Origin of the sequence: Limnohabitans sp. (assembly GCF_031539175.1) — a bacterium.
Classification (GTDB): domain Bacteria; phylum Pseudomonadota; class Gammaproteobacteria; order Burkholderiales; family Burkholderiaceae_C; genus Limnohabitans.
Genome location: NZ_JAVKLQ010000084.1, coordinates 1 through 26,418, shown reverse-complemented (window position 1 = coordinate 26,418; position 26,418 = coordinate 1). Strand labels below are relative to the sequence as shown.

Genomic DNA, 26,418 nt, shown 5'->3' with positions numbered 1-26,418 from the left:
CGATCACGCTTGCCACTATGGGAGAAGTGATTGTGAAAGCCCCGTTTGTTCGTTCACTGTGCGTGAGTTTGTGGCTGGCTTGCCTGGGCCTTGCCATCTCAGCACATGCAGAAAATCTGTTGCCTCAAGAGACGGCAACTCAACCGCTGATGCAAGCCAAGGAAGTGGTGCCCAACGTGTACTACGTGGAGGGCGTGTCGGAGATGGGGTCCTCGGCGAATCAAAACTTTATTTCGAATGCGGGTTTTGTGGTCACGCCTGCAGGGGTGGTGGTGATCGATGCTTTGGGCTCACCTGAGCTGGCGCATCGCTTGGTCGTCGAGATTGCCAAGGTGACAGACAAGCCTATTCACACCGTGGTGCTGACCCATTACCACGCTGACCATATTTATGGTTTGCAGGTGTTTCAAGATTTGGGTGCGCGCATCGTGGCGCATGGCGCTGCGCGTGAATACCTCACCTCAGACGCAGCGCGTTTGCGCTTGGAAATTTCACGCCAAGAGCTCTGGCCTTGGGTGGACGAGAAAACTCGGTTGGTGCCTGCTGATGAATGGTTGACTGCGTCAAAAATGCTCATGGTGGGTGGTGTGCGTTTTGACATTCAGCCTGTAGGTCCCTCACATACCGCCGAAGATTTGGTGGTGTATTTGCCAAAACAAAAAGTGTTGTTTGCGGGTGACTTGGTGTTTCGTAATCGCATTCCCTTTGTGGGCCAAGCAGACAGCCGACATTGGATAGAGGCCATGCGAAACCTGCTTCAGTTTGACACCCGTTGGATAGTTCCGGGCCATGGCCCTATCTCCAACGACCCCAAAGGTGACATGACCTTGACGCGTGATTACTTGATTTATTTGCGCGAAGCCATGGGTCGAGCCGCCAAAGACATGGAGCCGTTTGAAAGCGCTTACACCAGCACGGATTGGTCGAAGTTTGAGAAAATGCCTCTTTTTAAATCAGCCAATCGTATGAACGCCTACAACACCTATTTGCTGATGGAGCATGAATCCAAGTGAATCAGACCACATGCTTCTCTCGACGCCAAGCCTTGCAAGGCTTGGCCGCTGGCGTGGCGGGTTTAGGTCCGCTGGGGGCAGCGGCGACAACGTTGGTTGCTTTGCCTAGTACGGATTCTTTGGTTGCTTCGCTTGATCAAGCACTGCGTGTCAAGCAGCCTTTGGTGGTGATGGTTAGCCTGCATGGTTGTGCATTTTGCAAAGTGGTGCGCGAGAACTATTTGCAACCTTTGCGTGCTTCTGGTCTGCAGGTGGTGCAAGTGGATATGCGCGACAGCCGTGTCTTGGTTGACTTTGACGGCACGGTCCTTACGCACGATGCATGGGTACGCAAGCAGGGTATCAAGTTGGCTCCCACAGTTTTATTTTTTGGTCCACAAGGGCGCGAGGTCGCCACACGGTTGAAGGGTGCCTATTTGCCTGATTTCTATGGCGCTTACTTGGATGAGCAACTGGCGCTGGCTCGTCGCGTGGTGGTGGGCACATGATTCCTATTCAAACAGAGTCTGCTTGGCGCGGCACATCCGACTGCCGCAATTGCGGTATTCGCGATATGGTGCTGTTTGCTGATTTGAATGAGGAAGACTTCAACCTCATCCATGCACCGATTGATGATTTGGTTTATCAGTCTGGCCAGTCGTTGTATGACGAGTCTGATAAAGCGCTAGGGGTGTTCACATTGCGCAAAGGTATGGTTAAGCTGGTGCGTGTCACAGCGGATGGGCGAGAGCGTGTGGTGCGTGTTTTGTTTCCGGGTGATGTGGTGGGCTTGGAGGCGTTGGCTACGAACCACTATGACAGCCAAGCCGTAGCTTTGAGTGAAGTGTCGTTGTGCCGCATCCCGCTGGATGTGATTCACCAGCTTGGGGCCAATAGCCCGCGCCTGCACCGTAAGCTAATGGAGAAGTGGCAAAGTGCTTTGAAACAGGCTGACGATTGGTTGGCCGAGCTGAACTTTGGCAGCGCTCGCCAGCGTGTGCTTCACTTTATTCACAAAATGCATGAAGTATCAGAAAACGGGACAGCCACTTTGTTTGGACGTGACGATATGGGCGCCATGATGGACCTCAAGTTAGAAACTGTGAGTCGTGAAGTCTCCGCCTTGGTGCGTGCGGGTGTGATGGAGCCGTTGGACAAGCAAGGTCGACATTACAAGGTCTTGTTACCTGCGCTGTTGCAAGATAAGTAACGAGAAGGCACCCTATGAAAAAGTTTTTTATTGGGCTTTTGTTGACTGGTGCGAGCATCGCAAACGCCCAGCAACACCCGCTGTTCAAAGATGCAGATCTGCAAGCCGGTGAAAAATTGATCGCTGAAAACCAATGCAACGAATGCCACATTCGTCGCGTCGGAGGCAATGGCAGCGCGATTTACAAACCGAAAGGTCGCATCAACACGGCAGGAGCTTTGCGCGGCATGGTGGAGTATTGCAACACCGAGTTGAACCTGGGTTTTTTTCCTGAAGATACGAACGCCGTTGCTGCTGTCTTGAACAAACATCACTACAAGTTTCGTTAAGTTAATTTGGGTTATGGCGTAAACCCGATAAGCATCGCATCAGAGATGATTTATATTAGCGGTTGTTGATATATAACTTGATGTGGAAGGACTGTCTGTGAAAACACCAGATGGCATTCAATCGGGACGCATTCAAAAGGCGCCCGAAAACTTTTTAGACCGTGACGGCATCAGCACTGTCATTGCAGAAAGTAAAAACGGTCGCCGCAGCTTCATTCGCAGCGCGTTTGCCGCTGCTGCCGCAGGTGCTGCAGCACCTATGGCTTTGGCCCAAGGCAACCCCGTGCCCACAGAGGGCGGGGATCCCAATATCTTGAACCTGCCTGAGCACGCCACAGGCCTCGGCCAAGGTGTGGCTGCCAACAATGGCTATGGCATACCGTCCAAGTTCGAATCGAACGTGCAACGTCGTCAAAGCCCAGGTTTGACGCAAACCACGCAGGCTTCGGTGTCGTTCGCACCTTTGCAGTCCTTGTTTGGCATCGTCACACCGAGTGGTTTGCACTTTGAGCGTCACCACCAAGGCTGGTGGGACATCGACCCCTCTAAGCACCGCTTCATGATCAACGGCATGGTGAAAACCCCCAAGGTGTTCACTATGGACGAAATCATGCGTTTGCCGTCCGTCTCACGTTTCCACTTCATCGAGTGCGGTGCAAACACGGCGGTCGAGTGGGGCAACGTGGCAGTGCCGACGGTGCAATACACACACGGTATGGTGTCGTGCAGCGAGTTCACAGGGGTGCCACTCATCACCTTGCTCGAAATTGCGGGCGCTGACTTCAAGAATGCCAAATTCATCTTGGCCGAAGGTGGCGATGGTTCATCCATGACCCGCACCATCCCTATGAGCCTGATCTTGTCTGGCGAAGTGTTGGTGGCCTACGGCCAAAACGGCGAAATGCTGCGCCCAGAAAACGGCTACCCCTTGCGCCTGATCGTGCCTGGCATTCAAGGTGTGAGCTGGGTCAAGTACCTACGCCGCATTGAAGTGGGTGACATGCCCTACGCGGCCAAAGACGAAGCCGTGCATTACATGGACTTGATGCCTGATGGTCAACACCGTCAGTACACCAACATCCAAGAGTGCAAGAGCGTGGTGACCACGCCTTCTGGTGGCCAAGTTTTGTTGGACAAAGGTTTCTACAACATCACTGGTTTGGCATGGTCGGGTCGCGGCAAGATTCAAAAGGTTGACGTGTCGGTCGACGGTGGCCGTAATTGGCGTCAAGCGCGTTTGGAAACACCAGTGCTCAGCAAAGCGCTGACACGCTTCAACATCGACTGGGTGTGGGACGGTAAACCCGCCATCATCCAAAGTCGTGCAACAGACGAAACGGGTTTTGTTCAACCCACATACAAGCACTTGCGTGCAGCGCGTGGTACCCGTTCGATCTATCACAACAACGCCATCCAATCTTGGTTGGTGCAAGAAAACGGCGAGGTCAAGAATGTCCAAGTTTCGTAAAGTCGTTTTGACCACAGCTCTGCTGGCTGCTGCTGGCTTTGCCAGCGCACAAAGCACGGCGTACCCTGGCGTGGGTCGTCCTGCAACTGCCAAAGAGGTGGCCGCATGGGATATTGATGTGCGCCCCGATTTCAAAGGTCTGCCCGCAGGCTCAGGCTCGGTTGCTCAAGGTCAAGACTTGTGGGAGGCCAAGTGCGCCCACTGTCACGGTGTGTTTGGTGAGTCCAATGAAGTGTTCAGCCCTTTGGTGGGCGGCACAACCAAAGACGACATCAAAACCGGCAACGTGGCCAACTTGAAGCGATCCGATTTCCCAGGCCGCACCACGATGATGAAAGTGGCCACGGTGTCTACCCTGTGGGACTACATCAACCGTGCCATGCCGTGGACTGCGCCTAAGTCACTCAAGCCTGATGAGGTGTACTCGGTCACCGCGTATCTTTTGAGCTTGGCCGATGTGGTGCCCGAAAACTTTGTGTTGACCGACAAAAACATCGCCGAGGTGCAAAAGCGCATGCCCAACCGCAATGGCATGACCACCAAGCACGCGATGTGGGCCGGCAAAGAGTTCAACGTCACACCCAAGCCTGACACCGCCAACGTGGCCTGTATGAAAGACTGCGTCCCCGAAGCTAAAGTGGCCTCCATGCTGCCAGACTACGCCCGCAATGCGCATGGCAATTTGGCGGATCAAAACCGTTTGGTGGGTCAGCAGCACGGCGCCAATACATTGACACCTGAAAATAAAACAGCCACGTTAGGCAATGTTGCCGTTACCTCTGCTGCAGCCAAACCACCTGTCAAAGCGGTTGAGCCCGCTTTGGCTTTGTTGGGTAAGCACAATTGCACCGCGTGTCACGCACAAAACACCAAAGTGGTGGGGCCAAGCTTCAATGAGATAGCTAAAAAGTATCCGGGCAAAGTGGATTACTTGGCAGGCAAGATCAAAGCCGGTGGTGTGGGCATCTGGGGCTCCATCCCAATGCCGGCCCAAAGTGCCTCTGATGGGGACATCAAGATCATTGCCAACTGGCTCGCCGCTGGTGCGGCAAAATAAACCCAAACCTTTTTTAGGAGCATTACATGCAAACTCGTCGTGAGACCCTCAAGCACAGCGCCGCTGTTGCAGGCCTCTTGGCCTCTACTGGCCTGTTCCCACAATACGCACAAGCGTTTGAAAAGGCAGCCTTTGACGCCAAGAGCGTTGCAGAAGCTGTCAAAGCCATGGGTGGCTCAGCCCCCGTGGAAAGCAAAGACGTCACCATCACTGGCCCAGACATCGCTGAAAACGGCGCTGTGGTGCCCTTGGGCGTGAGCACCACTTTGGCGAATGTCAAGCGTGTGTTGTTATTGGTTGAGAAAAATCCATCGGCTTTGATTGCGATGTTCAACGTGAGCCCTGATGTTGAAGCCAACTTCGCCACACGTTCAAAGATGGGCCAATCGTCGGATGTGTATGCCGTGGCTATCACCAACGACGGCAAAGCTTTTTTCGCCAAGAAAGAAGTCAAAGTGACACTCGGCGGCTGCGGCGGCTAATCTAGAAATATCAGGAGAAATAACATGGCAGATCCAATGCGCATTCGCGCCCAAGCAGCTGGCGACAAAGCAACCATCCGTGTCTTGATGAGCCACGAAATGGAATCCGGTCAACGCAAAGACGGCACCGGCAAACTCATTCCCGCTTGGCACATCCAAGACGTGACAGCTACCCTGAATGGCAAAGTCGTCATGACTGCCGAGTGGGGCCCTGCCGTTTCTAAAAATCCGTTCCTGCAATTCACCATCAAAGGCGCTAAGGCCGGTGACAAAGTGGGCGTGGTTTGGAAAGACAACAAGGGCGATACACGCTCTGACGAAGCTACCGTTTCGTAATGACCCTGAACGCAGTGGAGACACGCATGAAAAAAATAGTTATTGCCCTAGGGCTCATTGGCTTGTCGGCCGCTGCGTTCGCCCAAAAATCGTCGGCCGACAGCATCGCGGAGTACCGCGCCATGCTACAAGACGGTAACCCCGCCGATTTGTTTGAAGCCAAAGGTGAAGACCTGTGGAAACAAAAACGCGGTCCTAAAAATTCGTCGCTTGAGAAATGCGATTTGGGCAAAGGCGCAGGTGTTGTCAAAGGCGCTTGGGTCGAGTTGCCCCGTTACTTCTCAGACACTGGCCGTGTGCAAGACCTCGAGTCACGTTTGGTCACCTGCATGCAAGAGTTGCAAGGCTTCAACGGTGAAGAGATTGCCAAGACACCCTTTGGCAAAGGCGAACAAAACAATGTGACGGCCATCGCCACTTGGATCTCCGCCGAGTCCAAGGGCATGAAATTCAATTTGTCGCAAAGTCACCTTGAAGAACGAAAAATGTATGAAGCAGGCAAGCGCTTGTTCTTCATGCGAGGCGGCTCGCACGACTTTGCATGCGCCACGTGTCACTCGCAAGATGACAAACGCATTCGCCTACAAGACTTGCCCAATCTCACCAAAAATCCAGGCGCTGGTAACGGTTTTGGGGCTTGGCCGGCTTACCGCGTGTCCAACGGTCAAATGTGGGGGATGCAACTGCGTTTGAATGATTGCTACCGCCAACAGCGCTTTCCATTCCCCCTGTTCGCCAGTGATGCAACCATCGCCTTGGGTGTTTACATGGGCGTGAACGGTCAAGGTGGTGAAGCCATTGCGCCAGCCATCAAACGCTAAGGACTTCTCATGAACCGTACCTACACCCTCGGCTTGATTGCCATTGCCGCCGCTTTGTTGTCGGGATGTACGACATCTTTGCCATCCAAGGCTGATCTTGACCAATTCACCCAAGACATTGTGGCGCGTTCATTTCGCGCAGAAGGCCAAGCCAAATTAGACCGCTTGAGTCCTGACGAAGACAACCGTTTGTGCGCTGAGTCCGAACAGACCGGCGTGGCCTTGGATGCCAAAGTGGCAGAAGCTATTGAAGCGCGCAACATGGCCACGATCAAACCACCTTCAGACGGCAAGTTTTTAGGCGATTGGAAAGAGGGCGAGAAAATTGCGCAAAGCGGTGCCGGTAAAACTTGGACCGACAAAGAAGGATCGGTCAATGGTGGTAATTGCTACAACTGCCACCAGATCAGCAAAGAAGAGTTGTCTTACGGCACGCTGGGCCCCAGCCTTTATCACTACGGCAAATTGCGCGGCGTGACCAACCCTGACAGCGCAGAGTCCAAACCCATCGTGGAATACACCTGGGGCAAGATTCAAAATGCACGCGCCTACAACGCGTGTTCCAACATGCCACGTTTCGCTCACAAGGGTATCTTGACCGAAACGCAAATCAAAAACGTCATGGCTTTGTTGCTCGACCCAGCGTCGCCTGTCAACAAGTAATCTCCCAAAGAGCCGCAGCATGAGCAATCGTCTGCGGCTTTTCTACGTTCTTTAAATAAGTAGGTGATGATATGAATTTAACCAAACGCGAATTCATGCAGGTCATGGGGGCTGGCGCGATGGCAGGCCTCAACATGAATGCATTTGCCCAGTCCGATGCAGGGACAGCAGCGCATGGCTTATATGACATTCCAAAGTTTGGACAAGTGTCATTCCTGCACATGACCGACTGCCACGCGCAGCTCAAACCCATTTACTTCCGTGAGCCCAGTGTCAATCTGGGCATTGGCAGCATGAAGGGACAGTTACCCCATTTGGTGGGTGAGCATCTGCTCAAAACGGCGGGCGTGCGCCCGGGCAGCGCTGAAGCCTATGGCATGAGCTATTTGAACTTTGAAGTGGCCGCCAAGCGCTACGGCAAAGTGGGTGGTTTCGCACACTTGGCCACCTTGGTCAAGCGCCTCAAAGCCAGCCGCCCAGGTGCATTGCTGTTGGATGGTGGCGACACTTGGCAAGGCTCTGCCACCTCGTTGTGGACCAACGGGCAAGACATGGTCGACGCTTGTAAATTGCTCGGCGTAGACGTGATGACCGGTCACTGGGAGTTCACCTACGGCATGGCGCGTGTGACCGAAATTGTCGAGAAAGACTTTGCGGGCAAGGTCGATTTTGTGGCACAAAACATCAAGACCCAAGACTTTGGCGATCCCGTGTTCAAGCCTTATGTCATTCGTGAAATGAATGGCGTGCCTTGCGCCATCATTGGTCAAGCCTTTCCGTACACGCCGATTGCCAACCCGCGTTACATGGTGGCCGATTGGGCCTTTGGCATCCAAGACGAGAACATGCAAAAGATGGTGGATGAAGCCCGTGCCAAAGGGGCGCAGGTGGTGGTCGTGTTGTCACACAACGGCATGGATGTGGACTTGAAGATGGCCAGCCGTGTCAGCGGCATCGACGCCATCTTGGGCGGTCATACCCACGACGGCATGCCTGTGGCTGCGTTGGTCAATAACAAAGGCGGCAAAACCATCGTCACCAACGCGGGCTCGAACGGCAAGTTCTTGGGCGTGCTCGACTTTGAGGTGAAGAACAAAAAGATCACCGACTTCCGCTATAAGTTGCTGCCCATCTTCTCCAACATGTTGCCTGCCGACAAAGAGATGGATGCGCTCATCACCAAAATTCGTGCGCCTTATGAAACCAAGCTGAATGAAAAGTTAGCCATCACCGAAGGCACCTTGTACCGCCGTGGCAACTTCAACGGCACGGGTGACCAGTTGCTGCTTGACGCCTTGATGGATGTGCAAGGTGCTGACATGGCCTTTTCCCCCGGCTTCCGTTGGGGCACGTCTTTGTTGCCTGGTCAAGCCATCACACGCGAGTGGTTGATGGACATGACAGCCACGACTTACTCTTACGCTACCGTGTCCGAGATGACTGGCGAGACCATCAAGACCGTGCTCGAAGACGTGTGCGACAACTTGTTCAATCCCGACCCGTATTACCAACAGGGCGGTGACATGGTGCGTGTGGGTGGCCTCGAATACGTATGCCGTCCCAACGAAAAAATGGGCAGCCGCATTGGTGAGATGCGCCTCAAAGGCAAACTCATCGACGCCAATAAGAAATACAAAGTGGCGGGTTGGGCGCCTGTGGCCGAAGAGGCTAAGCATCAAAATCTGAAACCCGTTTGGGAAGTGGCTGAGCAGTGGCTCAAAGCCAGCGGTGGCAAAGTGTCCAAACGTACGCTGAACACGCCCAAGCTGGAGGGTGTGTTACCCAACCCAGGCTTTGCCGCCTAAGTTGGCATAGACGGGCGCTGGGTTTGCTCAGCGGCCCATGCTCCAAATATTGGTAGAGCGTGCGCCGCTGCGACAAAACGCCAACACAGGTCCGGTTGCCGCTTTCATCAGGGCCGCGAATTGCTGCGTTTGTTCAGGCGTGATTTGACCACTGATCACGGGCAGGTAGTGGTAACTCAAGCCAGCCGCGGCGGCGGCGGCGGCCATCTGTGCCGAGGTGGGCTGGGCTGGACCACCTTCACCATCGGGGCGGTTGTTGATCACGGTGGTGAAGCCATGTGCAGCAATGGCAGCCATGTCTTGAGGATCAATTTGTGGTGCAGTGGCAAAGCTGGGATTGTGCTGGGTGATTTGAACGCTCATCTGAATCCTTGTGTGTGTGGCAAATGCTGAGTTTACAAAATCTGCTTGGCGTGTATGTTCTGTTCTGTCCATTCATAGAGCCCCATGCCAAGCAGCATGGCCAACACAAAAACCAGCGCTTTGTCTTGACCGCCCGCCATGGACACCAAGGCAGGACCGGGACAAAAACCAGCCAGTCCCCATCCCGCGCCAAACAGCAAGCCGCCGAGCACCAGGCGTTTGTCGATGTGTGTGGCGGTTGGTAAATGCAAGGCACCGCCCAAGAAGTTGGTTGTGCGCTTTTTAGCAAGACCAAAGGCCACGACGCCGACCAAAATCCCACCCCCCATGACGAACGCCAGCGACGGATCCCAAGCGCCGGCCAAGTCTAAAAAACTTTGCACTTTGCCAGGGTCTGTCATCCCTGACAGCAGCAAGCCCAGTCCAAACAAAAGGCCCACGATGAATTCAGAAAGACGATGCATGTCGGGCTCCTTAAATGACGTGGCGAATCACAAAAACGATGGCAAAGCCAGCCGCCATGAACGACAGGGTGGCCACCAATGATCGAGGGGACAAACGGCTCAAGCCACATACGCCATGACCACTGGTACAGCCTGAGCCATAGCGGGTTCCCAAGCCGACCATCAAGCCTGCTGCAATCAAGGTGCCCCAGCCAGCATCAATTCTCGGGACGCTGATCCAGTCACTTGGAAACAACAGTCGCGCAGCAAGTGGCGATACAAAGATGCCTAATAAAAACGCAATCCGCCAACTGGCATCGCGCACTTTAGGGGCTAACAGTCCACCCAAGATACCGCTGATACCCAAAATTCGGCCATTGACCAAGATGAACATGGCCGATGCCACGCCTAGCAAGATGCCGCCGGCCAGCGACATCCAAGGGGTGAAATGGTTCCAATCGATTTGCATGGCAAAGCTTCCTTGTTGATGGATGCAGGAATTGCGAAATGGCGTTAATATATCAGCTAATTCTTATATTTAAAAGGCCGCCCATGTCGTCTGTTTTAAACCCTGTTGTCCACGGTATTTTTGACCCTGCCACATGGACCGTCACTTACGTGGTTTATGAGAACGAGGGCAGTGCCTGCGCCATCATTGACTCCGTGCTGGATTACGACCCGAAATCGGGTCGTACAAGCACCGAATCAGCAGACAAAGTGATTGCATTTGTGCGTCAGAAAAAACTCAATGTGGCGTGGATTTTAGAAACCCATGCACATGCCGATCACCTCACCGCTGCACCCTATTTGAAATCGCAACTGGGTGGTCAAACAGCGATTGGCGATCACATCACAGCGGTGCAACGTGTCTTTAAAGGTATTTTTAACTTGGAGCCTAGTTTCAAAGAAGACGGCACACAGTTCAATCACCTGTTGAAAGACAACGAAGCCTTCGCCATTGGCAACTTAACGGGGCACACCTTGTTTGTCCCTGGACACACGCCTGCTTGTGTGGCTTATCAAATTGGCGATGCGGTGTTTGTGGGCGACACCTTGTTCATGCCCGATGTCGGTTCAGCACGCTGTGATTTTCCTGGGGGTGATGCCAAGACCTTGTACGCGTCGACGCGCAAACTGTTGAGCTTGCCGCCCCGGACACGCCTTTTCATGTGCCATGACTACCCACCCAACGATCGCCCCATCCGTTTTGAAACCACGGTGGCCGAGCAACGTGCGCACAACATCCATTTGCACGATGGCATCGAAGAAGCCGAGTTCATTCGCATGCGCACCACGCGTGACGCCACCTTGGCCATGCCAGTGCTGATCTTGCCTGCCGTGCAAATCAACATCCGCGCGGGGGAGCTGCCGCCCAAGGAAGACAACGGCGTGTCGTACTTGAAAATTCCCGTCAACTCGCTTTGAGTGTGAACGACGTCACATGCCGATGGAATAAGCCTTAGATGATTTGGTAATTAACAACCAAAAACTCAGTCGTTCCCTTTTGAGCACAACGCTCTCAGAATTCACCCATCGAAATTTTTCAGATGAATTCAAAGGGAACACAGATGATTCAACGCCAACACTTTCTCAAGGCACTCGCGGCTACGGCCTTATTGGCCGTCAGCGGATTTTCAGCAGCGCAGTCGCCAGTCACGTTGTTGAATGTGTCCTACGACCCGACGCGTGAGTTGTATGCAGAGTTCAATGCCGCGTTTGCCAAACATTGGAAAGCGCAAACCGGCCAAGACGTGAGCATCAAGCAATCGCACGGCGGGTCGGGTAAACAAGCCCGTTCCGTGATTGACGGGATCGATGCTGATGTCGTCACCTTGGCGTTGGCTGGTGATGTGGACGCGCTCTACAAACACGGTAGCTTGATTCCACAAGATTGGCAAAAACGCTTGCCCCACAACTCGGCGCCTTACACCTCCACCATTGTGTTGGTGGTGCGTCAAGGCAACCCCAAAGGTATCAAAGACTGGGACGATTTGGTCAAACCCGGCATCAGCGTGATCACGCCCAACCCCAAAACATCAGGAGGCGCGCGTTGGAATTATTTGGCCGCGTGGGAGTTTGCCAAACGCAAATACGGTGGCGACGCGAAGGCCAAAGACTTTGTGGCGGCGCTCTACAAAAACGTGCCGGTGCTCGATACGGGGGCGCGTGGTTCGTCCGTGACTTTTGCGCAGCGCAACCAAGGCGATGTGTTTATTTCTTGGGAAAACGAAGCGCATTTGTTGGAGAAAGAGTTTGGTAGCAAGGTGGACATCGTTTATCCGTCCATCAGCATCTTGGCTGAACCCCCAGTCACCCTCGTCGATAAAAACGTAGACCGCAAGGGCACGCGCAAAGTGGCCGAAGCGTATTTGAACTACCTCTACACCGACGAAGGCCAAGACATCGCGGGCAAAAACTTCTATCGCCCGATCTCTGCCAAAGCACAAGCAAAGTACGTCAAGCAGCTGCCCAAGCTGTCGTTGTTCACCATCGACCAAGCCTTTGGTGGATGGACCAAAGCCGACAAAGACCACTTTGCCGACGGTGGTAGTTTTGACCAAATCTATTTGAAAAAGTGATCTGCCATGACCGTACTTTTGATTGCAGGCAGTCCCTCCGAGCGTTCACGAACCGCTGCCTTGTTGAATGCCACCGGACAGCGCTTGGCCTTCAGAGGCGCACAGGTTGAAACGCTGCGTGTTCGTGACTTGCCACCACAGGCGCTGTTGCTTGCTGATTTTGGCAATCCCGCCGTGATACGCGCCACCGCGCAAGTGGATGCCGCCGACATCGTGGTGGTTGCCACGCCGGTTTACAAGGCGGCTTACAGCGGGGTGTTGAAAGTGTTTTTGGATTTACTGCCGCAAACCGCGCTCAAAGGCAAAACCGTGTTGCCCTTAGCAACAGGTGGCAGTCCGCATCACATGTTGGCTTTGGACTATGCGTTGCGGCCTGTGCTGCAGTCGCTGGGCGCTAAACATATCTTGCCCGGTATTTATGCCACCGACGCGCAAGTGGTGGTCAATCCCGAAGGGGGTTACCACGTCGCCGACGATATCGGCGAGCGATTGGATGACGCCGTCAACACCTTGGTGAATGAGCATTTGTCGCTCACTAACGCGGGGCGCTTCTCGTCAGTGCCGTTTTCTCAGGTGCGATGTAGCGTGTAAACGCATGGCGATGCCTGTTTCTCACGGGCATCTTTCTTAGACCTCTTCTTCCTGATTTTTAGAAACCGCTGTGCCAGCGGCATGGGCGAAGCCTTGCCTGCACATTTCAAAAAGAAAGTTTGTATGACCTTACGTTCTGATATTTCTCGCCGCCGCTTCCTCACGACGACAGCCGTTGTGGCCTCCACCGCTGCCGGTACGCTGTGGGCCTCTACATCTGCCCAGGCCCAAAAAGCCACACGCACTTTGCGTATCGGCCATCAAAAAGGCTGGCTCTCTATTCTCAAAGGTCGTGGCACTTTAGAGAAGCGTTTGGCTCCGTTAGGCGTGAACGTGACATGGACCGAAGTCAATGCCGGTCCTGTGCAACTCGAAGCCCTGAATGTGGGTGCGATTGATTTTGGTGATGTGGGCGAAGCCCCGCCCATCTTTGCGCAAGCCGCTGGCGCACCTCTGGTGTATGCGGCAGCCACCGTGCCGCGCCCTCGTTTGGAAGCCCTCATCGTGCCTAAAGGCTCACCGATTCAAACAGTGGCGGATCTCAAGGGCAAGCGCATCGCCTACAACAAGGGCTCCAATGTGCAGTATTTTTTGGCCAAGTTGTTGGAGAAGAATGGTTTGAAGTACACCGATGTTCAATCGGTGTTCTTGCCACCCCCTGATGCCCGTGCTGCCTTCGAAAAGGGCGCGGTCGATGCTTGGATCATTTGGGACCCCTTCCTCGCCGCAGCTCAAAAGACATTGAATGCTCAGATCTTGGCGGATGCCACGGGCGTGGCGAACAACCGTGGCTACTACTTCACCTCCCGTGAATTTGCCACACACAACGCAGACGTTTTGCGCATCGCGATTGAAGAGGTCAATGGCATTGACACCTGGGTGTCTAAAAACAAAGCCGCTGCTGCCGTTGAGTTGGCCCAAGTGCTGGGCTTGGACAAGAGCATCACCGAGGTTTATGTGAACCGCGCGGCGTACGGTACCGCGGCCGTCACGCAAGACATCTTGAGCGAACAGCAAGACATTGCCAACACCTTCTTTGAACTGAAGCTCATTCCTAAGAAGCTCAACCTGCGGCACGCCGCACCGGTGAGTTTGAACTGAGCGCTGTGATCTCGGAGTTGCCATGACACATCCACACCTTTTCTCTCAACGTCGTCAGACCGCATCCAGCATCAACCGCAGAGGTTTGTTGCAATTTCTGGCCATGTCTGCAACAGCTTGGGGCTTGACGGCCCCTGTGGGCCTATCTACCACTTGGGCACAGGGCAGAGACAAAACGGCCAAGCCTCTCGAACTTTTGCGCATCGGTTACCAAAAGTCGGCCGTCAATTTGGTGATCTTGAAGCAACAAGGTGTACTGGAAAAACGGTTCCCAAACACCAAGGTGTCGTGGGTCGAGTTTCCTGCTGGCCCTCAGTTGCTCGAAGCCTTGTCGGTCGGCGCTTTGGAGTTTGGGTTGACGGGTGACTCGCCGCCCGTGTTCGCCCAAGCTGCAGGCAAAGATTTGTATTACGTGGGGGCCGAGCCCGCCAAACCTGAAAGCTCAGCTTTGTTGGTGTTGCAAGACTCCGCCATCAAAACCTTGGTCGATCTGAAAGGCAAAAAGATTGCCTTGCAAAAAGGCTCCAGTGCGCATTATTTGTTGGTGCGTGCCGTGGAGAAGGCCGGCTTGTTGTGGAGCGATATACAGCCCATCTATTTGACCCCTGCAGATGCTCGTGCTGCTTTTGAGCGCAAGAGTGTCGACGCGTGGGTCATTTGGGACCCGTTTTATGCCGCTACGGAGCTTTCTGTGCCAACCCGCGTCATCGCCACAGGGCAGGGTTTGTCGGGCAACAACTCGTTCTATTTGTCTTCCATCGCACTGGCCAATCACCACCCCGAAGTTGTCGAGGTCTTGTTTCAAGAACTCAGTCGTGCGGACCGCTTTGCACAAGAGCATCGTCCGGAAACCATCAAGTTGATTGCGGATTTCAGCGGCCTCGATGCGGGTGTGGTCAGCTTGTTTTTGAAGCGCCGCCCGCGTTCGCCTGTGGGTTTGCTCAATGCCGAAGCCGTGGTGGCTCAACAAAACGTGGCCGATGCTTTTACGCGTTTGTCACTGATTCCAAAACCCGTGAAGGTGTCGGACATCGTCTGGCGCTTTGCGCGCTGAAGCGGTGCCGCACACCTTTTTAAACAACGCCTTGAATTAAGAAAGCACATCATGAATATTTTTTGGTTTATTCCTCTGCACGGCGATGGCCGTTACCTAGGCACCTCGCAAGGGGCGCGCGCGGTCGATCATCACTACATGAAACAAATTGCCCAAGCGGCTGACACGCTGGGCTATGGCGGCGTGCTCTTGCCCACAGGCCGCTCGTGCGAAGACCCATGGATTGCGGCAGCCAGTTTGATTCCCGTGACACAACGCTTGAAGTTTTTGGTGGCCTTGCGTCCCAGCATCATGTCTCCGACTGTGGCGGCACGTCAAACGGCCACCTTTGATCGACTCAGCGAAGGCCGTCTTTTGGTCAACTTGGTGGCAGGTGGTGACAGCAGCGACTTGGAGGCCGATGGCACGTTTTTGAGTCATGACGAACGTTACGAGCATGCGCGTGAGTTTTTGGACATTTACACACGCGTGCTTTCTGGGGAAACGGTGAACTTTGAGGGCAAGCACCTGAAGGTCAAAGGCGCACGCCAACTCTTCCCTCCCGTGCAACGTCCGTATCCACCGATCTACTTTGGAGGGTCGTCTGATGCGGCCCACGATTTAGCGGCGGAAAAAGTCGAGCTGTACCTCACTTGGGGCGAGCCGCCCGAGGAGGTGGCGAAGAAGTTTGACGACATTCGCCAACGCGCTGCCAAGCATGGTCGCAAGGTGAAGTTGGGTGTGCGCTTGCATGTCATTCCACGCGAGACCAACGAGGAGGCTTGGGCTGCTGCCGAAGATTTGATCAAACATTTGGATGACGCCACCATTGCCAAAGCGCAAGCCGGTTTGGCCAGCATGGACTCTGAGGGTCAACGCCGGATGCGTGAACTGCACGGTGGCAACCGAAGCAAGTTAGAGATCAGTCCTAACCTCTGGGCCGGAGTTGGTTTGGTGCGGGGTGGTGCAGGCACGGCTTTGGTCGGGGATGGTGAAACCATCGCCAAGCGCTTGAAAGAGTACCAAGCCTTGGGCGCAGACACCTTTGTGCTCTCGGGCTATCCGCATTTGGAAGAGACCTACCGTTTTGCAGAGTTGGTGTTCCCCCATTTGGATTTGGCAAGCACAGCCAGCGCGGCCACCGATGTCAATTGGGTCAGCCCCTTTGGCGAGGTGATGGCGAACAACTTGGTGCCCGTTGAAAAACGTGTGTCTCAGAGTTAAGGCGGCCGCTATGTCTTCTTCCCATAAAGATCTCGAGGCCTTGTGCAGTTTGGAATCTGCATTTGCACAGCCCGCTTGGTACGTGGCATCGAAGTCAACGTGGTGGCCTTGGCTCAAAGTGCAGCGTTTTTTGCAAGTTGTGGCTGAGCGTTTGCTGCCTTGGTTGGTGCCTGTGCTTTTGGTGAGTGTGTGGCAAATCGCGTCGTCGCAAGGTTGGATGTCGGTGCGTGTGTTGCCGGCGCCATTGGCGGTGGTCGATGCGGCGTGGGCTTTGGCCTTGTCTGGTGAGTTGGCGAAACATGTGCAAATCAGTGCAGGTCGTGCTTTGCTGGGTTTGGCGGTTGGGGGCGGTTTGGGTTTGGTGTTGGGCCTTTTGACAGGATCGATCCGTTGGGCTGAAACACTGCTGGACTCTTCCATTCAGATGGTGCGCAACATTCCGGCCTTGGCCTTGATTCCGTTGGTCATTTTGTGGTTTGGTATTGATGAGATTGCCAAACTCTTTTTGATTGCGGTGGCTGTTTTCTTCCCGATCTACATCAATACCTTTCATGGCATTCGCAATGTAGACCCTGGTTTGATCGAGATGGGCCGGACCTACGGTTTGTCGCGCTGGGGTTTGTACCGCCACATCATCTTGCCCGGGGCGATGTCGTCCGTTTTGGTGGGGCTGCGCTTCTCGCTGGGACTGATGTGGGTGATTTTGATCGTGGCCGAAACCATCTCGGCGCAAGCTGGTATTGGTTATCTCACCATGAATGCCCGTGAGTTTTTGCAAACCGATGTTGTGCTGGTGGGTATCTTGCTCTACGCGATCTTGGGCAAATTGGCCGATGTGTTTGCCAAAGGGCTAGAGCGATATTGGCTGCGCTGGCACCCAGGTTATCAATAAGGAAATGAGCCTCACATGACACACACACACCAAGGCGTGCGCTTAGAAGCACGCCATTTAGGCAAAGCGTATGGCGAGCGCCAAGTGCTGCACAACGCCTTGTTGACCATCGAGCCTGGCGAGTTTGTCGCCATCGTGGGACGCAGTGGTTGTGGCAAAAGCACCTTGCTGCGTTTGATTGCCGGTTTGGAAACGCCAACCCAAGGGCAGCTTCAAATCGATGATCAAGTGATCAAGGGTTTGAGTCACGACACCCGCATCATGTTCCAAGAAGCACGTCTTTTGCCGTGGCGTCGCGTGCTCGACAACGTGGCACTCGGCTTGCCCGAATCGCAACGTCATGCTGCGGCCAAGGTGTTGGCGCAGGTGGGCCTCGGGGACCGATTGAACGAGTGGCCCGCCAAGCTCTCGGGCGGTCAACGCCAACGCGTCGCCTTGGCGCGCGCCTTGGTGCATCAGCCACGTTTATTGTTGTTGGATGAACCTTTGGGTGCATTGGATGCTTTGACGCGCATTGAGATGCACACCTTGATCGAACAGCTCTGGCGTGACAACGGCTTCACAGCGCTGTTGGTGACCCACGATGTGCAAGAGGCGGTGGCGTTGGCCGATCGCGTCATCTTGATTGAAGACGGCACCGTGTCATTCGACGAGCGCATTGACCTTCCCCGACCACGTTCGCGTGGTGACGTCAGATTCGCCGCCTTAGAAAAACGCATCTTGGACCGCGTGCTGCAGCAACCCGACACCGAACAACCTGTCAACGACGTGTCGTGGCCGGGCTTGCCCGCGCATGGTTTGCGCTGGGCTGTTTAACTATTTTTTACCACGGACTTTTAAGGAGAAACCCATGTCCATTCAAGCAATCAACGTTCGCAATCAATTCAAAGGCAAAGTGCGCGAAATCATTCGCGGCGATGTCGTGTCAGAAATCGATGTCGAAACCCCGTGGGGCGTCGTCACCTCGGTCATCACCACACGTTCGGTCGATGACCTTGCTTTGGTGGTGGGCTCGGAGGTGGTGGCCTTGGTCAAGTCGACCGAAGTCTCGATCGCTAAGTTGTAGCCCCAAACCTTGAAGCCTTGCGCTCAGACGGAGAAACTCCACATGACACAACCTAAACGACAACTCCATCTGGGCGCCTTTTTCTTTGGCGCCGGTCATCATCTGGCCGCTTGGCGCCATCCGGATGTAGACCCGAACGGCTACACCCAACTGAACACCTTGAAAGAATGGGCGCGTTTGGCTGAAGCCGCCAAATTTGACGCCATTTTTTTCGCAGACAACGTCGGCATGAGCCAAGCGCCTGCCGACATGCTGACCCGCAACGCTTTGCCTCATGTGTTTGACCCGATGCTGGTGCAATCTGCGCTGGCTGCTGTGACCGATCGCATTGGCTTGGTGGCGACGGTGTCCACGACCTATTTGCCGCCTTACCACTTGGCCCGTAAGTTCGCCACACTTGACCATTTGAGTGGTGGGCGAGGTGGCTGGAATTTGGTGACATCGGGCAGTGAGTTTGAAGCCCATTCCTTCGGGCTGCCACACCAAATTGAACATGCCGAACGCTACAAAATCGCGCATGAGTACATGCAAGTTGTGAAAGGCTTGTGGGATTCATGGGAAGACGATGCCTTTACCCATGACAAAGCCAACAACCGTTTCTTTGACACGACCAAGCTGCACCGTGTCGCGCATGAGGGAGCTCACTTTCAGGTGAGCGGTTCGTTGCAAGCGCCGCGCTCGCCTCAGGGCTATCCTGTGTTTGTGCAAGCGGGATCCTCCAACGATGGGCAAGATTTGGCAGCCGCATCTGCTGAGCTGGTGTTCACGGCGCAACAAACGGTGGACGATGCCCGCGGTTTTTACAGCTCGCTCAAGTCTCGTTTACCAGCGTGGGGACGCACTGAGAGCGATCTCAAAATCTTGCCAGGTATTTCGCCCTTTGTCGGACGTACGCAGCAGGAGGCACAGGACAAGTTTGACCAATTGCAAGACCTGATTGATCCGGTGTTGGGCGTGGGTTTGTTGTCTGCATTTTTGGGCAATATCGATTTGTCGGCTTACCCCATCGATGGTCCATTTCCTGTCGACTTGCCTGTGGGCGAGGGCTGGAAGAGTCGCCACGCGTTGTTCAACAACATGGCGCAACGTGACAACTTGAGCATTCGTGATTTGTACAAGCGCGTGGCCACAGGGCGCGGTCATTGGACTGTGGTGGGGACGCCCGAGTCCATTGCCGATCAACTCGAACATTGGTTCACCACAGGGGCGGCAGACGGGTTCAATATCTTGTCACCCACCTTGCCGCATGGCTTGAAAGACTTTGTCGACTTGGTGATCCCCGAGTTGCAACGTCGTGGCTTGTTTCGCACCGAGTACACGGGGCGCACATTGCGCGAACATTTAGGACTGCGACGACCCGCGCATCCCAATGCGGGTGTCAATGGCCAATGATCTTGGCTAAAAATGCCTGTGTACGTGGGTGGCGTGGGTTCTCAAAAAACTCAGCGGGTGCGGCTTCTTCCACGATTTGACCTTGATCCATGAACACCACGCGGTCGGCCACGGCGCGTGCAAAGCCCATTTCGTGGGTCACGCACAGCATGGTGATGCCTTGCTGTGCCAACTCGGTCATCACCTCTAACACCTCTTGAATCATCTCGGGGTCGAGGGCCGATGTCGGCTCATCAAACAGCATGATTTGTGGGCTCAGGCACAAGGCCCGAGCAATCGCCACGCGTTGCTGTTGCCCGCCTGAGAGTTGTAGCGGGTACTTGTGTGCTTGGTCGGCGATGCGCACGCGCTCGAGTTGTTGCATGGCCTTTTTGTTGGCGTCATCCACCGACAGTTTTCCAACAAAAATGGGGGACAGTGTGAGGTTTTCGAGCACGGTGAGATGCGGAAACAAATTGAACTGCTGAAACACCATGCCCACTTGGCGACGCACTTGGTCGATGTCACGCAAGTTGTCGTTCAACGTCACGCCAGCGACGGTGAGTTGGCCTTCTTGGTGTTCTTCCAAACGGTTGATACAACGAATCAGGGTGGATTTGCCCGAGCCCGAGGGGCCGCAAATGACAAGGCGCTCGCCGCGTTGCACGCTCAAATTGATGTCGCGCAGCGCATGAAAATTGCCAAACCATTTGTTGACGTTTTCGAACCGAAGAATGGGGTCAGACACGGGGGTTCCTTGTGGATGCATCAGCGGTGCGCAAGTTGGCGCTCTACCCAGAGGCTGTAGCGCGACATGGCGAAACAAAAAACAAAGTAAATCAGGGTGATGAACAGGTAGCCTTCGATTTTGAAAGGTCGCCAGTTGGGGTCTCCGCTGATGGCCAGCCCCAAAGCGCCCGAGAGTTCGTACAAGCTCACGATGGTCACCAGTGAGGTGTCTTTGAAGATGGCGATGAAGTTGTTCATCAGTCCTGGCACCACATGGGTCAGTGCTTGGGGCAGAACCACTAAGCGTTGGGTTTGCCAGTAGCTCAGGCCTAAGGTGGCAGCTGCTTCCACTTGTCCCAGCGAAACAGCTTGCAACCCACCGCGCACAATTTCGGCGGTGTAAGCCGCTGAGAACAAGGTGATGCCTACCAACACGCGCAGCAACACATCGGGTGAGGTGCCGCTGGGTAAGAGCAGCGGGAACATGAAGCTGGCCATGAACAACACCGAAATCAAAGGCACGCCGCGCACCAACTCGATGTAACCCACGCACACGCTGCGTAAGGCGGGAAGTGTGCTTTGTCGCCCCAATGCAAGCACAACGCCCAAGGGGAATGCCAAGGTGATGGCCAGTGTGGCCAGCATCAAAGTCAAAGGCAGGCCGCCCCATTGGTCGCTGGGCACCCAGCGCAAACCCGTCGGTATGCCCCACCAAGTGCCGCCGCCCATCAAACCAAAAAACAGCAACCACACGGCCACCCACAACAAGGCCAAACTGCGACGCCAAAAGAAGGGCAGACAACTCACCACCACCACGCTGACGAGGGCGAGTGTGGCAACGACGGGGCGCCATTGCGCATCAAAGGGGTAACGCCCGAGCAAGATGAGTCTGTATTTTTCACTCACTACGCCCCAGCATGCGCCAACACCTCGCAAGGCTTGGCAACTGTCAGCCTCTGCGTGCCATACCGCGTGCCATAGCCCCCAACTGAGAACTGTTGGTAGCCACCACAGCAGCCCAGCCACTAACAACGCCGTGATGGTGGCTTGGCCTTTGGTGGGCCACAGATGGGTTTGGCACCGCGTCAAGAGAGGGGTCTTTGCCACGGGGGCAGGTTTGGCCGAGATTGACCTGTGGGTGAGGTGAGGCGTGGTCATCAGCGTGCCTTCAAGGCCATGCGACGGTTGTACGCATTCATCAGCGCAGAGGTCAGCAAAGACAGGCTCAGGTACACCGCCATCACGATGGCAATGCATTCCACGGCGCGGCCTGTTTGGTTCAGTGCGGTGTTGGAAATGTTGACCAAATCGGGGTAGCCAATGGCCACGGCCAGCGATGAGTTTTTGATCAAGTTCAAATACTGGTTGGTCAAGGGCGGTATGACCACGCGCATGGCCTGTGGCAACACCACCAAGCGCTGTGTTTGCCAAGCGGACAAACCAATACTTTTCGCGGCTTCAGTTTGACCATGCGGCACCGCGGTGATGCCGCCACGCACCAACTCCGCCACAAAAGCGGAGGTGTACAAACTCAAGCCCCACGTCAACGCCAAGAATTCAGGCGTCACGCTGGCGCCGCCAGTGACTTCGCCTACACCGTCGACCGTGCGCCACACCGGCACGTCCCATAACCAAGCCCCATCGGCAGGCATCAACCAAGGCATCGTGAGCCCCCCCTTGCTCAAAAAGAGCCAGTCGTTGAAGTGCAAAGGCGCATCGGTGTCGGGCATGAATTCCACCAGCAGCACGTACCACATGAAGAGTTGCAGCAGCAAGGGAATGTTGCGAAACAGTTCGGTGTAGCCGTAGCACAGGCCACGGGCCAAGGCGTTGTTTGACACACGGCCCAGACCCAGCAAGGTTCCCCACACAGTGCAGATCACGATGCCCAACACCGAGACGCGCAAGGTATTGAGCAAGCCCACGACAAAAGCTTGCCAATAGGCATGGGTCGACTCGTAAGTGACCATCGATTCACCGATGTCAAAGCCCGCGGTGTCGAACAAAAAGTCAAAGCCGCTTTGAATACCGCGCGCACGCAAGTTGGTCAGCGTGTTGTTCAACAGCCAATAGCCTAAGCCCAGCAACAGTGAAACCAAGATGGCTTGGTAGAGCAGGGCGCGTGTACGTCGGCTGTGCAGTGGCATGGTGAGTCAGTGCAAAGGCTGGATGTGGGTCAGCGGATGGGCATGGCGTATTGCAAACCGCCTTTGTTCCACTGCGCGTTCAAGCCGCGTTTGAGCGCCATGGGTGTTTTCTCGCCCAAGTGGCGTTCGAAAATTTCACCGTAGTTGCCCACAGCGCCGATGGCACGAGCCAGCCATTCGCGGTCCAAGCCCAGCAGTTTGCCGGTGTCGTCAGATTTGCCCAACAAACGCAGCACCACAGGGTCTGTGCTTTCGGCTTTCAGTTTGTCAACGGTTGCTGCGGTGATACCGACTTCTTCGGCCTCGATCAAGCCATACACCGTCCATTTGACGATGGCCAGCCATTCGTCGTCACCACGGCGCACCAAGGGTCCCAAAGGTTCTTTAGAAATCAACTCGGGGAGGATGACGTGATCTTTGGGCGTCTTCGCTTCTTTGGCTCGGATAGAGGCCAAGCTTGATGCGTCTGTGGTGTAGGCCTTGCATCGACCCGCAAAGTAGGCAGCATTGGCGGCATCAAATTTTTCAAACACCACGGGTTTGATGTCGAGTTTGTTGGCGCGCGAAAAGTCGGTCAGGTTCTTTTCGGTGGTGGTGCCTGATTGCACGCACACGGTGGCGCCTTTGAGTTGCTTGGCACTTTTGATGTTGCTCTTCGCGGGCGTCATGAAGCCTTGGCCGTCGTAATACGTCACGGCGGTTTGGTGCAACCCCATGGAGGCATCGCGCGTCAACGTGAAGGTGGTGTTGCGTGAGAGCACATCCACCTCGCCCGATTGCAAGGCTGTAAAGCGTTGCGGGGCAGACAAAGGCACGTAGCGCACCTTCTCAGCATTGCCCAACACGGCTGCGGCGACGGCACGGCACACGTCCACATCCAACCCCGCCCATTTGCCTTGGCTGTCTGCGGCACCAAAACCGGCCAAGCCTGTGTTCACGCCGCACACCACGTGGTCGCGTTGTTTGACGGTGTCTAGGGTTTTGCCTGCCCATGCGTTGATGGAGCCTGCAGTCAGTAAAACGAGGGTGGCCAAGGTTTGCAGCGGGCGACGGGTCAGAAGTGAGTGCATGGGGTGATCTCCAGCGTGAAAAATACAACTGAAGCATTGTCCGTCAAACATCAAGACCTTTGGCCTCATGCGGCCTGTCGCTGTATAGATGAGTTGGCTATTAACAAACTACAAAACTGTAGTTTGTGATTTAAGAGGGCTTGCACACAATCGCGGCCATGTCTCAAATACCCACCCTCATCATCGTCCCTGGTTGGCGCGACTCTGGTTCTGGCCATTGGCAAAGTTTGTGGGCCGAATCTTTGGTCGGTTCCGTGCGTGTCAAGCAAGACGACTGGATGCAGCCCACACGAAATGCTTGGGTGCGTTGTATCAGCGACACCATCTTGGCGCAACCTGGGCCAGTCGTGGTCATTGCACACAGCTTGGGCTGCATTGCGACAACGCATTTACCCCCTGAGGTCGCAGCGCGCATTCAAGGTGCATTGTTGGTGGCGCCTGCGGACCCTGAGCGTCGAGGCCCGCTGGTCGACTTTGCGCCTGTTCCGTACCACGCCTTGCCCTATCGCAGTGTGTTGGTGGCCAGCAGCAACGATCCGTTTTGCCCCGTGCGCACGGCCGGGGCCTATGCCCGAGCGTGGGGCAGTGAGTTTGTGCGTTTACAAAACGCAGGCCACATCAACATTGAGTCTGGCTTTGGTGAATGGCCTCTGGGCTTGGCCTTGCTGCAATCTTTGGTGGGGTCACCGTTACTCACCCAACCTGCAGCCAGTGCAGTGGCCTCCAGCTCATCTTTAGGATTTCAAATCGCATGAGCCACATGTTTCGACCTACGCGTGTTCTTCCTGGCTTCAACATCACGCTGGGATTCACGCTCACGTATTTGAGCTTGATCGTGTTGATTCCGCTCTCCGCCCTGCTGTTCAAAACGTTCACTCTGACGTGGGACCAATTTGTGGCGGCTGTCACAGGTCCACGTGTGATGGCGTCGTACCGACTCACGTTTGGTGCGTCGCTCATCGCTGCCTTGGTGAATGTGGTGTTTGGTTTGCTTGTGGCTTGGGTGCTGGTTCGCTACAACTTCTTTGGCAAGAAGGTGGTCGATGCCTTGGTGGACTTGCCCTTTGCTTTGCCTACTGCGGTGGCTGGTATTTCGCTCACTGCCCTGCTGGCCGGCAACGGCTGGGTAGGCCAGTACTTGGAGCCCTTGGGTATTCAGCTCGCCTTCAACCCCAACGGTGTGGTGATTGCCCTCATCTTCATTGGCTTGCCATTTGTGGTGCGCACGGTGCAGCCGGTGTTGGAAGACGCCGAGAAAGAATTGGAAGAAGCCGCCACTTGTTTGGGGGCCACACGTTGGCAAACCTTTACCCGTGTGATCTTCCCCAGCATCGCACCAGCCTTGCTGACTGGTTTTGCCATGGCCTTTGCACGTGCCATTGGCGAATATGGCTCGGTCATTTTCATTGCTGGGAATATGCCCATGGTGTCTGAAATCACGCCGCTCATCATCATTGGTAAGTTGGAGCAATACGACTACGCCGGTGCGACAGCTGTGGCTGTGGTCATGTTGGTGATTTCATTCGTGTTGTTGTTGGTCATCAACGCTTTGCAAGCTTGGCAGCGCCGCCGCACAGGAGCCCCAGCATGAGCACGACCATGAACCCTTCACAGCGCCGCGCACAAGCGGGTACGACTGAACCCGCATGGGTGCGCTACAGCCTGATTGGCGTGGCGCTGACGTTCATGTTTTTCTTCTTGGTCTTGCCCTTGGCGGCGGTGTTCACCGAAGCCTTGCGCAAAGGCTTGGATGCCTATTGGGTGGCGTTGCAAGAGCCTGATGCATGGTCGGCCATTCGCTTGACCTTCATCACCGCACTCATTGCCGTGCCTTTGAACTTGGTGTTTGGTGTGGCCGCTGCATGGGCCATTGCCAAGTATGAGTTCACGGGAAAAGCGTTTTTAACCACGCTGGTGGACTTGCCGTTCTCGGTGTCGCCCGTGGTGGCGGGTTTGATTTATGTGCTGATGTTTGGCGCCCAAGGCTGGTTTGGCCCGTGGCTGCAAGAACACGACATCAAAATCATTTTTGCAGTGCCCGGCATTGTGTTGGCCACGGTGTTTGTGACGTTTCCCTTCATCGCGCGTGAGTTGATTCCACTCATGCAAGCGCAGGGCAATGACGAAGAGCAAGCGGCCATCGTGTTGGGTGCCACAGGCTGGCAAACCTTTTGGTATGTCACGCTGCCCAACATCAAGTGGGGTTTGATTTACGGCGTCATCTTGTGTAATGCCCGTGCCATGGGGGAGTTTGGTGCGGTGTCGGTGGTGTCGGGCCACATCCGCGGACAAACCAACACCATGCCTTTGCATGTGGAAATTTTGTACAACGAATACCAATCGGTGGCCGCGTTTGCCGTGGCCTCGCTGTTGGCTTTGTTGGCGCTGGTGACCTTGGCCATCAAGTCCACGGTGGAGTGGCGTCATGCCTGTGAGCTCAAAGCCACGGCTGATCTTCCTCCGGAACGACCATAAGCATGAATGCTTGGAACCCACACGCATAGACGAGGCGGATTCAAGGACGAAGTGCAACACGCTTTAACGAGGCATGGAATACCTCGTGAGGTGTCTTGAATCCTAGTCGCTTTCTGGGGCGATGATTCAATCGGTTTTCAATCATAGTCAATTCCTCATCCGTCACGGTTT

31 protein-coding genes are annotated in these 26,418 nt (G+C 54.9%); 24 read left to right on the top strand and 7 right to left on the bottom strand.

From position 1 onward, the window contains the following. Positions 1-17 precede the first annotated feature (17 nt). The 11 genes from RMS95_RS15570 to soxB all read left to right on the top strand — a co-directional run bounded on the left by RMS95_RS15570 (position 18) and on the right by soxB (position 9,163). Entirely contained in the window at positions 18-1,013 is a 996-nt protein-coding gene (locus tag RMS95_RS15570; protein ID WP_310647097.1) for an MBL fold metallo-hydrolase, read from the top strand. Next, positions 1,010-1,501: a thioredoxin fold domain-containing protein gene (locus RMS95_RS15565; RefSeq protein ID WP_310647096.1), complete on the top strand. Its 492-nt coding sequence runs from the start codon at positions 1,010-1,012 to the stop codon at positions 1,499-1,501. Before RMS95_RS15570 ends, RMS95_RS15565 begins: the two co-directional genes overlap by 4 nt. Further along, on the top strand, positions 1,498-2,202 hold the full coding sequence (locus tag RMS95_RS15560; protein WP_310647095.1) for a Crp/Fnr family transcriptional regulator: 705 nt from the start codon (positions 1,498-1,500) through the stop codon (positions 2,200-2,202). The genes RMS95_RS15565 and RMS95_RS15560 overlap by 4 nt, the downstream gene beginning before the upstream one ends. Positions 2,203-2,216: 14 nt before the next feature. Continuing rightward, the gene (locus RMS95_RS15555; protein ID WP_310647094.1) at positions 2,217-2,531 is read left to right on the top strand and encodes a hypothetical protein; all 315 of its coding nucleotides are present in this window, start codon (positions 2,217-2,219) and stop codon (positions 2,529-2,531) included. Positions 2,532-2,628: 97 nt separating this feature from the next. Beyond that, entirely contained in the window at positions 2,629-3,999 is a 1,371-nt protein-coding gene (gene soxC / locus RMS95_RS15550; protein WP_405023401.1) for a sulfite dehydrogenase, read from the top strand. Further along, a complete protein-coding gene (locus RMS95_RS15545) occupies positions 3,983-5,056 on the top strand; it encodes a c-type cytochrome (RefSeq protein ID WP_310647093.1) in 1,074 nt (357 codons plus the stop codon). Before soxC ends, RMS95_RS15545 begins: the two co-directional genes overlap by 17 nt. 26 nt (positions 5,057-5,082) lie before the next feature. Continuing rightward, positions 5,083-5,538, top strand: a complete 456-nt coding sequence (soxY, locus tag RMS95_RS15540; RefSeq protein WP_310647092.1) for a thiosulfate oxidation carrier protein SoxY — start codon at positions 5,083-5,085, stop codon at positions 5,536-5,538. 24 nt (positions 5,539-5,562) lie between these two features. Continuing rightward, a complete protein-coding gene (soxZ, locus tag RMS95_RS15535) occupies positions 5,563-5,874 on the top strand; it encodes a thiosulfate oxidation carrier complex protein SoxZ (RefSeq protein WP_310647091.1) in 312 nt (103 codons plus the stop codon). Between the two features lie 26 nt (positions 5,875-5,900). After that, positions 5,901-6,695, top strand: a complete 795-nt coding sequence (soxA, locus tag RMS95_RS15530) for a sulfur oxidation c-type cytochrome SoxA (protein WP_310647090.1) — start codon at positions 5,901-5,903, stop codon at positions 6,693-6,695. 9 nt (positions 6,696-6,704) lie between these two features. After that, a complete protein-coding gene (soxX, locus tag RMS95_RS15525; protein WP_310647089.1) occupies positions 6,705-7,358 on the top strand; it encodes a sulfur oxidation c-type cytochrome SoxX in 654 nt (217 codons plus the stop codon). A 71-nt stretch (positions 7,359-7,429) separates the two neighbouring features. Beyond that, positions 7,430-9,163, top strand: a complete 1,734-nt coding sequence (soxB, locus tag RMS95_RS15520) for a thiosulfohydrolase SoxB (RefSeq protein ID WP_310647088.1) — start codon at positions 7,430-7,432, stop codon at positions 9,161-9,163. Positions 9,164-9,190: 27 nt separating this feature from the next. On the opposite strand, the gene RMS95_RS15515 is transcribed toward soxB, so the two are convergent. Genes RMS95_RS15515 through RMS95_RS15505 form a run of 3 tightly spaced genes read right to left on the bottom strand, consistent with a single transcriptional unit; the run spans position 9,191 to position 10,438 of the window. Next, complete coding sequence (locus RMS95_RS15515; RefSeq protein ID WP_310647087.1) at positions 9,191-9,526, bottom strand: TIGR01244 family sulfur transferase; 336 nt, start codon at positions 9,524-9,526, stop codon at positions 9,191-9,193. Between the two features lie 32 nt (positions 9,527-9,558). Then, a complete protein-coding gene (locus RMS95_RS15510) occupies positions 9,559-9,990 on the bottom strand; it encodes a YeeE/YedE family protein (RefSeq protein ID WP_310647086.1) in 432 nt (143 codons plus the stop codon). A 10-nt stretch (positions 9,991-10,000) separates the two neighbouring features. Beyond that, the gene (locus RMS95_RS15505; RefSeq protein WP_310647085.1) at positions 10,001-10,438 is read right to left on the bottom strand and encodes a YeeE/YedE family protein; all 438 of its coding nucleotides are present in this window, start codon (positions 10,436-10,438) and stop codon (positions 10,001-10,003) included. 83 nt (positions 10,439-10,521) lie between these two features. On the opposite strand from RMS95_RS15505, the gene RMS95_RS15500 reads away from it, so the two are divergent. The 10 genes from RMS95_RS15500 (at position 10,522) to RMS95_RS15455 (ending at position 19,847) form a co-directional block, all read left to right on the top strand. Further along, a complete protein-coding gene (locus RMS95_RS15500) occupies positions 10,522-11,394 on the top strand; it encodes an MBL fold metallo-hydrolase (RefSeq protein WP_310647084.1) in 873 nt (290 codons plus the stop codon). 143 nt (positions 11,395-11,537) lie between these two features. Next, entirely contained in the window at positions 11,538-12,548 is a 1,011-nt protein-coding gene (locus RMS95_RS15495) for a sulfate ABC transporter substrate-binding protein (protein WP_310647083.1), read from the top strand. A gap of 6 nt (positions 12,549-12,554) precedes the next feature. After that, entirely contained in the window at positions 12,555-13,139 is a 585-nt protein-coding gene (gene ssuE / locus RMS95_RS15490) for an NADPH-dependent FMN reductase (RefSeq protein WP_310647082.1), read from the top strand. Between the two features lie 123 nt (positions 13,140-13,262). Beyond that, entirely contained in the window at positions 13,263-14,240 is a 978-nt protein-coding gene (locus tag RMS95_RS15485) for a sulfonate ABC transporter substrate-binding protein (RefSeq protein ID WP_310647081.1), read from the top strand. Positions 14,241-14,262: 22 nt separating this feature from the next. Next, a complete protein-coding gene (locus tag RMS95_RS15480; RefSeq protein ID WP_310647080.1) occupies positions 14,263-15,294 on the top strand; it encodes a sulfonate ABC transporter substrate-binding protein in 1,032 nt (343 codons plus the stop codon). A 51-nt stretch (positions 15,295-15,345) separates the two neighbouring features. Continuing rightward, positions 15,346-16,497: an FMNH2-dependent alkanesulfonate monooxygenase gene (ssuD, locus tag RMS95_RS15475; protein ID WP_310647079.1), complete on the top strand. Its 1,152-nt coding sequence runs from the start codon at positions 15,346-15,348 to the stop codon at positions 16,495-16,497. A gap of 10 nt (positions 16,498-16,507) precedes the next feature. Next, on the top strand, positions 16,508-17,389 hold the full coding sequence (gene ssuC, locus RMS95_RS15470; RefSeq protein WP_310647078.1) for an aliphatic sulfonate ABC transporter permease SsuC: 882 nt from the start codon (positions 16,508-16,510) through the stop codon (positions 17,387-17,389). 15 nt (positions 17,390-17,404) lie between these two features. Then, entirely contained in the window at positions 17,405-18,205 is an 801-nt protein-coding gene (locus RMS95_RS15465) for an ATP-binding cassette domain-containing protein (RefSeq protein ID WP_310647077.1), read from the top strand. Between the two features lie 34 nt (positions 18,206-18,239). Continuing rightward, on the top strand, positions 18,240-18,455 hold the full coding sequence (locus RMS95_RS15460; protein ID WP_310647076.1) for a TOBE domain-containing protein: 216 nt from the start codon (positions 18,240-18,242) through the stop codon (positions 18,453-18,455). A 42-nt stretch (positions 18,456-18,497) separates the two neighbouring features. Further along, the gene (locus RMS95_RS15455) at positions 18,498-19,847 is read left to right on the top strand and encodes an LLM class flavin-dependent oxidoreductase (RefSeq protein WP_310647075.1); all 1,350 of its coding nucleotides are present in this window, start codon (positions 18,498-18,500) and stop codon (positions 19,845-19,847) included. Here the strand turns inward: RMS95_RS15455 and RMS95_RS15450 are convergent. Genes RMS95_RS15450 through RMS95_RS15435 form a run of 4 tightly spaced genes read right to left on the bottom strand, consistent with a single transcriptional unit; the run spans position 19,834 to position 23,772 of the window. Then, the gene (locus tag RMS95_RS15450; protein ID WP_310647074.1) at positions 19,834-20,574 is read right to left on the bottom strand and encodes an amino acid ABC transporter ATP-binding protein; all 741 of its coding nucleotides are present in this window, start codon (positions 20,572-20,574) and stop codon (positions 19,834-19,836) included. The genes RMS95_RS15455 and RMS95_RS15450 overlap by 14 nt on opposite strands. Before the next feature lie 20 nt (positions 20,575-20,594). After that, on the bottom strand, positions 20,595-21,713 hold the full coding sequence (locus tag RMS95_RS15445; RefSeq protein ID WP_310647073.1) for an amino acid ABC transporter permease: 1,119 nt from the start codon (positions 21,711-21,713) through the stop codon (positions 20,595-20,597). After that, entirely contained in the window at positions 21,713-22,702 is a 990-nt protein-coding gene (locus RMS95_RS15440) for an ABC transporter permease subunit (protein WP_310647072.1), read from the bottom strand. Before RMS95_RS15440 ends, RMS95_RS15445 begins: the two co-directional genes overlap by 1 nt. 29 nt (positions 22,703-22,731) lie before the next feature. Further along, positions 22,732-23,772 carry an amino acid ABC transporter substrate-binding protein gene (locus RMS95_RS15435; RefSeq protein WP_310647071.1) on the bottom strand — a complete coding sequence of 347 codons (1,041 nt, stop codon included), beginning with the start codon at positions 23,770-23,772 and terminating at the stop codon, positions 22,732-22,734. Between the two features lie 158 nt (positions 23,773-23,930). Between RMS95_RS15435 and RMS95_RS15430 the strand changes: the two genes are divergently transcribed. The 3 genes from RMS95_RS15430 to cysW are packed head-to-tail and all read left to right on the top strand — an operon-like array spanning position 23,931 to position 26,247. Continuing rightward, positions 23,931-24,527, top strand: coding sequence for an alpha/beta hydrolase (locus RMS95_RS15430; RefSeq protein WP_310647070.1), 597 nt, complete (start codon positions 23,931-23,933; stop codon positions 24,525-24,527). Then, a complete protein-coding gene (cysT, locus tag RMS95_RS15425; RefSeq protein WP_310647069.1) occupies positions 24,524-25,363 on the top strand; it encodes a sulfate ABC transporter permease subunit CysT in 840 nt (279 codons plus the stop codon). The genes RMS95_RS15430 and cysT overlap by 4 nt, the downstream gene beginning before the upstream one ends. Then, entirely contained in the window at positions 25,360-26,247 is an 888-nt protein-coding gene (gene cysW / locus RMS95_RS15420; protein ID WP_310647068.1) for a sulfate ABC transporter permease subunit CysW, read from the top strand. Before cysT ends, cysW begins: the two co-directional genes overlap by 4 nt. The last annotated feature ends 171 nt before the right edge of the window (positions 26,248-26,418 follow it).

Bases quoted from the DNA above. Each gene is read 5' to 3' on its own strand.
- ssuC (WP_310647078.1), top strand. From the start codon at position 16,508: ATGTCTTCTTCCCATAAAGATCTCGAGGCCTTGTGCAGTTTGGAATCT.
- RMS95_RS15440 (WP_310647072.1), bottom strand. From the start codon at position 22,702: ATGCCACTGCACAGCCGACGTACACGCGCCCTGCTCTACCAAGCCATC.
- RMS95_RS15555 (WP_310647094.1), top strand. From the start codon at position 2,217: ATGAAAAAGTTTTTTATTGGGCTTTTGTTGACTGGTGCGAGCATCGCA.
- RMS95_RS15500 (WP_310647084.1), top strand. From the start codon at position 10,522: ATGTCGTCTGTTTTAAACCCTGTTGTCCACGGTATTTTTGACCCTGCC.
- ssuD (WP_310647079.1), top strand. From the start codon at position 15,346: ATGAATATTTTTTGGTTTATTCCTCTGCACGGCGATGGCCGTTACCTA.
- RMS95_RS15445 (WP_310647073.1), bottom strand. From the start codon at position 21,713: ATGACCACGCCTCACCTCACCCACAGGTCAATCTCGGCCAAACCTGCC.
- soxB (WP_310647088.1), top strand. From the start codon at position 7,430: ATGAATTTAACCAAACGCGAATTCATGCAGGTCATGGGGGCTGGCGCG.
- RMS95_RS15560 (WP_310647095.1), top strand. From the start codon at position 1,498: ATGATTCCTATTCAAACAGAGTCTGCTTGGCGCGGCACATCCGACTGC.
- cysT (WP_310647069.1), top strand. From the start codon at position 24,524: ATGAGCCACATGTTTCGACCTACGCGTGTTCTTCCTGGCTTCAACATC.
- RMS95_RS15545 (WP_310647093.1), top strand. From the start codon at position 3,983: ATGTCCAAGTTTCGTAAAGTCGTTTTGACCACAGCTCTGCTGGCTGCT.
- RMS95_RS15465 (WP_310647077.1), top strand. From the start codon at position 17,405: ATGACACACACACACCAAGGCGTGCGCTTAGAAGCACGCCATTTAGGC.
- ssuE (WP_310647082.1), top strand. From the start codon at position 12,555: ATGACCGTACTTTTGATTGCAGGCAGTCCCTCCGAGCGTTCACGAACC.
- RMS95_RS15480 (WP_310647080.1), top strand. From the start codon at position 14,263: ATGACACATCCACACCTTTTCTCTCAACGTCGTCAGACCGCATCCAGC.
- soxY (WP_310647092.1), top strand. From the start codon at position 5,083: ATGCAAACTCGTCGTGAGACCCTCAAGCACAGCGCCGCTGTTGCAGGC.
- soxX (WP_310647089.1), top strand. From the start codon at position 6,705: ATGAACCGTACCTACACCCTCGGCTTGATTGCCATTGCCGCCGCTTTG.
- RMS95_RS15460 (WP_310647076.1), top strand. From the start codon at position 18,240: ATGTCCATTCAAGCAATCAACGTTCGCAATCAATTCAAAGGCAAAGTG.
- RMS95_RS15505 (WP_310647085.1), bottom strand. From the start codon at position 10,438: ATGCAAATCGATTGGAACCATTTCACCCCTTGGATGTCGCTGGCCGGC.
- RMS95_RS15485 (WP_310647081.1), top strand. From the start codon at position 13,263: ATGACCTTACGTTCTGATATTTCTCGCCGCCGCTTCCTCACGACGACA.
- RMS95_RS15435 (WP_310647071.1), bottom strand. From the start codon at position 23,772: ATGCACTCACTTCTGACCCGTCGCCCGCTGCAAACCTTGGCCACCCTC.
- RMS95_RS15510 (WP_310647086.1), bottom strand. From the start codon at position 9,990: ATGCATCGTCTTTCTGAATTCATCGTGGGCCTTTTGTTTGGACTGGGC.
- soxZ (WP_310647091.1), top strand. From the start codon at position 5,563: ATGGCAGATCCAATGCGCATTCGCGCCCAAGCAGCTGGCGACAAAGCA.
- RMS95_RS15570 (WP_310647097.1), top strand. From the start codon at position 18: ATGGGAGAAGTGATTGTGAAAGCCCCGTTTGTTCGTTCACTGTGCGTG.
- RMS95_RS15455 (WP_310647075.1), top strand. From the start codon at position 18,498: ATGACACAACCTAAACGACAACTCCATCTGGGCGCCTTTTTCTTTGGC.
- RMS95_RS15495 (WP_310647083.1), top strand. From the start codon at position 11,538: ATGATTCAACGCCAACACTTTCTCAAGGCACTCGCGGCTACGGCCTTA.
- RMS95_RS15515 (WP_310647087.1), bottom strand. From the start codon at position 9,526: ATGAGCGTTCAAATCACCCAGCACAATCCCAGCTTTGCCACTGCACCA.
- cysW (WP_310647068.1), top strand. From the start codon at position 25,360: ATGAGCACGACCATGAACCCTTCACAGCGCCGCGCACAAGCGGGTACG.
- soxA (WP_310647090.1), top strand. From the start codon at position 5,901: ATGAAAAAAATAGTTATTGCCCTAGGGCTCATTGGCTTGTCGGCCGCT.
- RMS95_RS15430 (WP_310647070.1), top strand. From the start codon at position 23,931: ATGTCTCAAATACCCACCCTCATCATCGTCCCTGGTTGGCGCGACTCT.